This window comes from Pseudonocardia sp. McavD-2-B (assembly GCF_024124365.1).
Classification (GTDB): Bacteria; Actinomycetota; Actinomycetes; order Mycobacteriales; family Pseudonocardiaceae; genus Pseudonocardia; species Pseudonocardia alni.
Genome location: NZ_JAMXSG010000331.1, coordinates 1 through 5,514, shown reverse-complemented (window position 1 = coordinate 5,514; position 5,514 = coordinate 1). Strand labels below are relative to the sequence as shown.

The window sequence follows — 5,514 nt, the reverse complement described above, 5'->3', positions numbered from 1 at the left end:
GGCCCCGCCGACGCGACGGGTGGGGTCGGGCCCGGGGCCGCCCGGCGGCCGCTGCCGGCGGTTCCCCGTCCGCCACGGGTCGGACGCATCCCTGCGGGTGCGCTCCGGATCGTCGCCGCGGGTCACGGGCCCTCCCGGTCTGCTGGTACAGCCGGGCCGCGGGCGCGTGCACCGGCCGTCCGCCGTCGTGGCGGACCTCCTGGCGGCGACCGTACCGTCCGGAACCGGTCACCCCGGTGGACGGCACGCTGCCACCACCCGGTGATCCTCCCGCCCCGGAGCCCTCAGCGCGCCGTGACCGGTGTGCGCAGGTCGGCCGCGGGGAACGGGGGCCGGTCGTCGAGACGGACCGACAGCTTCCCGGCGGCCCGCCAGGCACGGGCGGTCAGGTCGCGGTCCTCGTCGGTCACGAGGTTGCCCATCACCCGCAGCGCGACGGTCATCAGGGCCCGCGACCGCATCCCGACCGGCCCGGCCAGCGGCAGCAGCCGCGGGATCGTGATGAGCCCGGCGAGCCGCCGCGCGATCGAGAACGCCAGGCCGTAGTGCGAGCGCAGGGTGGCGGGCCAGGCGCGGTCCAGGTCGGCGCCCGACGCGAGCAGCTCCGCGACCAGCCGGCCGGTCTCCAGGCCGTAGTCGATGCCCTCCCCGTTGAGCGGGTTCACGCAGCCCGCCGCGTCGCCGACCAGCGCCCAGTTCGGCCCGGCGACGCCGGACACCGCCCCGCCCATCGGCAGCAGCGCGGAGCGGACCAGCTCGACCTCCGGGCCGAGCTCCCACTCGGCGCGGCGCGCGTTCGCGTAGTGGTCGATCAGGCCGCGCAGCTTGATGTTCGCCGGGCGCCGGTCGGTGGCCAGGGTGCCGACGCCGATGTTGACCCGGCCGTCGTTCAGCGGGAACAGCCAGCCGTACCCGGCCAGGACCTCGTCGGCCTCGCCACGCAGCTCCAGGTGCGAGCTGATCCACGGGTCGTCGTGCCGGCCGGAGCTGACGTAGCCACGGGCGGCGACGCCGTAGGCGGTGTCCTGGTGCCACTCCCGGCCCAGCACCCGCCCGAGCGTGGAGCGCGCCCCGTCGGCGACGACGAGTCTGCGGCACCGGACGGAGCGGCCGTCGTCGAACAGCACGGAGTCGACCCGGCCCCCGGCGAACGTCACGTCGACGGCCTTGGCGCCCTCCATCGGGGTCGCGCCGGCCTCCAGGGCGACCCGGCGGATGCCCGCGTCGAGCTCGGTGCGCGGGATCGCCGAGCCGTGCGCCGGCAGCGACCCGCCCGGCCACGGCAGCTCCAGGACCTGCCCGAACCCGTGCGCGCGCAGCCCCTGGTTGGTGCCGTGCGAGTCGACCCAGCCACCGAGGCCCAGGTGCCCCAGCTCGGCGATCGCGCGCGGGGTCAGCCCGTCACCGCAGGCCTTGTCGCGGGGGAAGGTGGCGGAGTCGGCGAGGACGACGTCGAGCCCGTGCCGGGCCGCCCACGCCGCCGCCGCCGACCCGGCCGGTCCCGCCCCGACGACGAGCACGTCGGTGGAGTCCGGAGTGGTGGCGGGCGGGACGGGGCCGGTGCTCATGACCCCAGTGTCGCAACCCGGCCGGGCGGCCGCCGCCGAGCGTGCCCCCGGTCACGACCGGGGCCGCTACCGTGGCACCCGTGATCGGACCGCAGACACAGGACCCGGCCCGGCTCGACGCCGTCCGGGTGGTGGCGGCCCGGGTACCGGGACTGACGCTCCTGCTCCTGCACGGGTCGCGCAGCCGCGGTCAGGAGCATGCCGGGTCGGACTGGGACCTGGGCTATCGCGGCGACGCCGACCCGGCCACGCTGCTCGACGCGGTCGCGTCGGCGCTGGGTACGGACGCCGTCGACCTCGTCGACCTCGACCGGGCCACCGCGCTGCTCCGGTACGAGGCAGCCCGCGACGGCGTCGCCCTGTACACGTCCGGCGACGCGTATCGCGACTTCGTGCTGGAGGCCACCCGCTTCTGGTGCGACGCCGGTCCCGTGATCCGGCGTGCTCAGCAGGACGTCCTCGCGGGGCTCGGGCGGTGAGCGGGGCGATCCGGCCGGAACTGCTCGCCGAGCGCGCGGCGACGGTCCGCCGGCACCTCGACCGTGTGCGGGACCGGCTGCCGTCGGACCCGGACGGGCTGGCCCCGATGACCGACGCGACCGACGCCGTCGTCCTGCACCTGTGGCAGGCCATCCAGGTCGTCATCGACATGGCGGTGTCGGCCTGCGTCACATCGGGGCTCGGCTCGCCGCCCACCTACGGTGACGCGTTCCGCCTGCTCGGGAGGCACGGCGTCGTCGAGACCGGACTGGCGGACCGGCTGGCCAGGGCGGCCGCGTTCCGCAACCTACTGGTCCACGCCTACGGCGAGCTCGACCTGCGCCGGGTCCACACCATCGCTTCGCAGGGCCCTGCCGACCTGCTCGCGTTCCTGGCGGCGCTGCGCGACGCGTGAACTCCGGTCACGACCGGGTCAGGTGCCAGAGGATCACGTCGTGGGCGTGGCGGGCCTTGTCGTCGCCGCGGAAGGCCACCTCGTGCACGGCCGCCCCGACGGTGATCGCGATCTGGCTGGAGCTCGCGAACCGGCCCAGCAGGTTCCGGTCGGCGACGAACGACACCGAGGAGATCCGGCCGTAGGGGATCGAGGTGATCGCGGTGCGCTTGCCGACGAAGGAGTTGTCCTGCAGGACCGCCCGCAGGTCGGTGAGTCCGAGGAAGCCGGTGCCGGCACCGATCGCGTCGTAGACGGCGATGATCCGCTCGCCCTCCAGCAGGCCGGCGGCGACCTTGTCGAGCTGGTCGCGCTTGTCGAAGACGGGTTCGCTCATGGCTCCGATACTGCCCGGCGGGCGAGCAGTGTCCGCACTGTCCAGACCAGCGCGGAGACGGCGAACAGCACGACGGTCAGCCACACCCACCGCATCCGGTAGGGCTCCTGGTCCAGCCCGGTCGCGTTCAGCGTGCTCAGCGCGCCCTGCCGGATGATCCCGGGCAGGAACATCAGCAGCGCGAGCCCGGAGCCGAGCACCGGGATCCGCACGTGGTTGACCAGCGGCACCCGGGTGCGGGGCAGCGCGAGCAGCAGCAGCCGGTCCCCGGCGGCGTAGAGCGGGAACAGCACGAGGTCGTGCAGCAGGACCGCGCCGGCGAACCACCAGGCCATCGTGACCAGGTCCGGGGACCCGCCGACGATCGCGTACACCGCCCACCCGGCGAGCGCGAAGCAGCCGAGGGCGGCGAGCAGGCGGCTACCGAGGAGCAGCACGGGAGAACCCGATCGTCGCGACCCACTTGGTGTTGTGCACCCCGGGGAGCGCCGGGACGATCAGCCGCGCCGGGTACCCGTGGTCGGGTGACAGCTCGGCGCCGTTGACCCGCAGCGCGAGCAGCGAGTCCGGCGACAGCGTCTGGCCGCGGTTGAGCAGCGAGCGGGCGAACGGACTCCCCACCTCGACCGACCGCACCTCCGCGGTCTCCGGGTCGGTCACGCCCGCGGCGCGGGCCAGGTCGGTCAGCCGCACCCCCGTCCACACCTGCGAGGTCGACCAGCCCTCGACGCAGGCGATCGGCAGCTCCGCGGTGTGCTGCGGCAGCGCGGCCAGCGCCGCCCGGTCGAGCACCACCGGTGCCGTGCCGCCGGTCAGGGTCAGCGTCCAGGCGCTCCCGACCGCGGCCGGGGCGATGCCGGACGCGACGAACGTGCGGTTGACCGGGAAGTCGTTCGGGCCGCCCCGCTCGGTGCTGTCGGGCGCCGTCGTCCGGCCGCGGGGCAGCAGCAGCGCCGTCGACCGGAGCCGGTCGGTGAACTGGCCGACGGTCAGTGCCGCGACGAAGAGCATCCCGCCGCCGACCAGGGCGAGCGCGCCGCGCCGCGACATCGTCGGGGGGTCCGGGTCGGGCGCGACCAGCGGGTGTGCCGGCTCGGGCCGGGTGGCGGCGAGCGGCGTGGCCAGCTCGGTGCGCAGCGATCGGCCCCGCAGCGACCGGACCATCGTCGGGAGCTTCGTGACCACGTGCAACGCGAACGAGGCCAGGAACACCCAGGCCGCGGCGTAGTGGCCGTCGTAGAACGAGAAGCCGAAGACGTAGTCGTACTGGACGTTCAGCAGGCCGGTGACGATCAGGAACAGGATCGAGCCGACCAGCAGCACCAGTGACAGCCGTTCCAGGAACGTCACCGGGTTGCGTTCGGGTGCGGTGAACAGCTTCGGGATGACCGACCACAGCTTCGCCAGGACCAGCGGCACCAGCACGATCCCGAGCCCGACGTGCAGGCCCTCGGTGAGCCGGAACAGCCAGGCCGGTGACGCGGGCCAGTCCCACCACGGCAGCTGCAGTCCGCCGACGGCGTCGGCGGCCGGGATGGCCTGTTCCCGGCCGTAGGCGAGCCGGTCGAGCAGCCCGGTGAACGCCACGACGGGGAGCCCGACCAGCAGTGGCAGCGCGAACATCGAGGTCAGCCAGGGGCCCCGGATCGGGCTGCGCCACCGCACCACGCGCCTCACGGCCCGGTCAGCTCCAGGAACACCCGGGCGCCGAGGTGCACGTCGGTCACCCGCAGACCGGCCCGCCCGGCCGTCACGGCGAGGGGCACCGCGCCCTGCGCGGCCCACGGGATCGGCTCGCCCGCACCGCTGCCGCACAGCACCCGGGCGGTACCGCGCCACGCGTGTTCGGGGCGCGGGTCGGCCTCCACCAGCACCGTCCCGCCGTGGGCGAGCAGCCGCGCGGCGCGGGTGAGCAGGGCGACCGGGTCGCCGCCGATGCCGATGTTGCCGTCGGCGAGCAGCACGTGGGACCAGCTGCCCTCGCCGGGCAGCGGGCCGAACAGGTCGGCCTGGACCATCGCGACGCTGCGGCGGCGGCACAGGACCCGGGAGACGGCGGAACCGTCGACGCCGAGGGCGGCGATCCCGCGCGCGGCGAGCGCGACGAGCAGCCGGCCGGGCCCGCAGCCGAGGTCGAGTGTGGGGCCCGCGCAGTGGCGCAGCAGCCAGTCGTCGCAGCCACCGGCGGCGTCGGCCCAGCGGCCGACGTCCAGCGCGATCTCGGTGCCGTCGTCGCAGAGCAGGCGGGAGGGGGCGCCGGACAACGGCATGTCGAAGCCCTCGGCGGTCACGGTCACACCGACACCTCCGGACATCGCAGCCTGAGCTCGGCGACGGCGCGGGCGAAGCGGCTCCCCGGGACCTGCGCGGCGACGGCGACGGCCTCCGCCCCCGTGTCGACGTCGGTCAGCGGCTCGGTGAGGGCCACCCGCAGGCCGGCGGCCCGCAGCGCGTCCAGCGTCCGGTCGCCGGTCTCGGCGGTCGACATCGGCACGCCGTGCAGCGCGGCGGCGGCGAGCGGGTCGCGCAGGCCCAGCACCCACCAGCCGCCGTCGGTCGCGGGGCCGAGGACGGCGTCCACACCCGGTTCGGCGAGCCGGTCCGCACAGTGGGACAGCAGCTCGGCCGTGGCCTGCGGGGTGTCCATCCCGACCTGCAGGGTGGGGCGGCCCGGG

General features: G+C 75.5%; 8 protein-coding genes. 2 read left to right on the top strand and 6 right to left on the bottom strand.

Going from position 1 to position 5,514, the window contains the following annotated elements; genetic code table 11:
* Positions 1 to 284: 284 nt before the first annotated feature.
* Positions 285 to 1,568, bottom strand: coding sequence for a geranylgeranyl reductase family protein (locus tag NH602_RS27520; protein ID WP_251783131.1), 1,284 nt, complete (start codon positions 1,566 to 1,568; stop codon positions 285 to 287).
* An 80-nt stretch (positions 1,569 to 1,648) separates the two neighbouring features.
* On the opposite strand from NH602_RS27520, the gene NH602_RS27515 reads away from it, so the two are divergent.
* Together NH602_RS27515 and NH602_RS27510 are read left to right on the top strand one after the other, a co-directional pair.
* Positions 1,649 to 2,047 (top strand): nucleotidyltransferase family protein, encoded by a 399-nt coding sequence (locus tag NH602_RS27515; RefSeq protein WP_073575716.1) that lies wholly within the window; start codon positions 1,649 to 1,651, stop codon positions 2,045 to 2,047.
* Entirely contained in the window at positions 2,044 to 2,463 is a 420-nt protein-coding gene (locus NH602_RS27510) for a DUF86 domain-containing protein (protein ID WP_073575717.1), read from the top strand. Before NH602_RS27515 ends, NH602_RS27510 begins: the two co-directional genes overlap by 4 nt.
* A gap of 7 nt (positions 2,464 to 2,470) precedes the next feature.
* On the opposite strand, the gene NH602_RS27505 is transcribed toward NH602_RS27510, so the two are convergent.
* The 5 genes from NH602_RS27505 to NH602_RS27485 all read right to left on the bottom strand — a co-directional run.
* Positions 2,471 to 2,839, bottom strand: a complete 369-nt coding sequence (locus tag NH602_RS27505) for a hypothetical protein (RefSeq protein ID WP_062399487.1) — start codon at positions 2,837 to 2,839, stop codon at positions 2,471 to 2,473.
* On the bottom strand, positions 2,836 to 3,276 hold the full coding sequence (locus NH602_RS27500; protein ID WP_062399489.1) for a hypothetical protein: 441 nt from the start codon (positions 3,274 to 3,276) through the stop codon (positions 2,836 to 2,838). The genes NH602_RS27505 and NH602_RS27500 overlap by 4 nt, the downstream gene beginning before the upstream one ends.
* On the bottom strand, positions 3,260 to 4,516 hold the full coding sequence (locus tag NH602_RS27495) for a molybdopterin-dependent oxidoreductase (protein ID WP_253069313.1): 1,257 nt from the start codon (positions 4,514 to 4,516) through the stop codon (positions 3,260 to 3,262). Before NH602_RS27495 ends, NH602_RS27500 begins: the two co-directional genes overlap by 17 nt.
* Entirely contained in the window at positions 4,513 to 5,136 is a 624-nt protein-coding gene (locus tag NH602_RS27490) for a class I SAM-dependent methyltransferase (protein ID WP_253069312.1), read from the bottom strand. The genes NH602_RS27495 and NH602_RS27490 overlap by 4 nt, the downstream gene beginning before the upstream one ends.
* Positions 5,133 to 5,514 (bottom strand): DUF2064 domain-containing protein (locus tag NH602_RS27485; protein ID WP_253069311.1); only part of this gene is annotated, 382 nt, incomplete at its 5' end. The genes NH602_RS27490 and NH602_RS27485, both read right to left, overlap by 4 nt.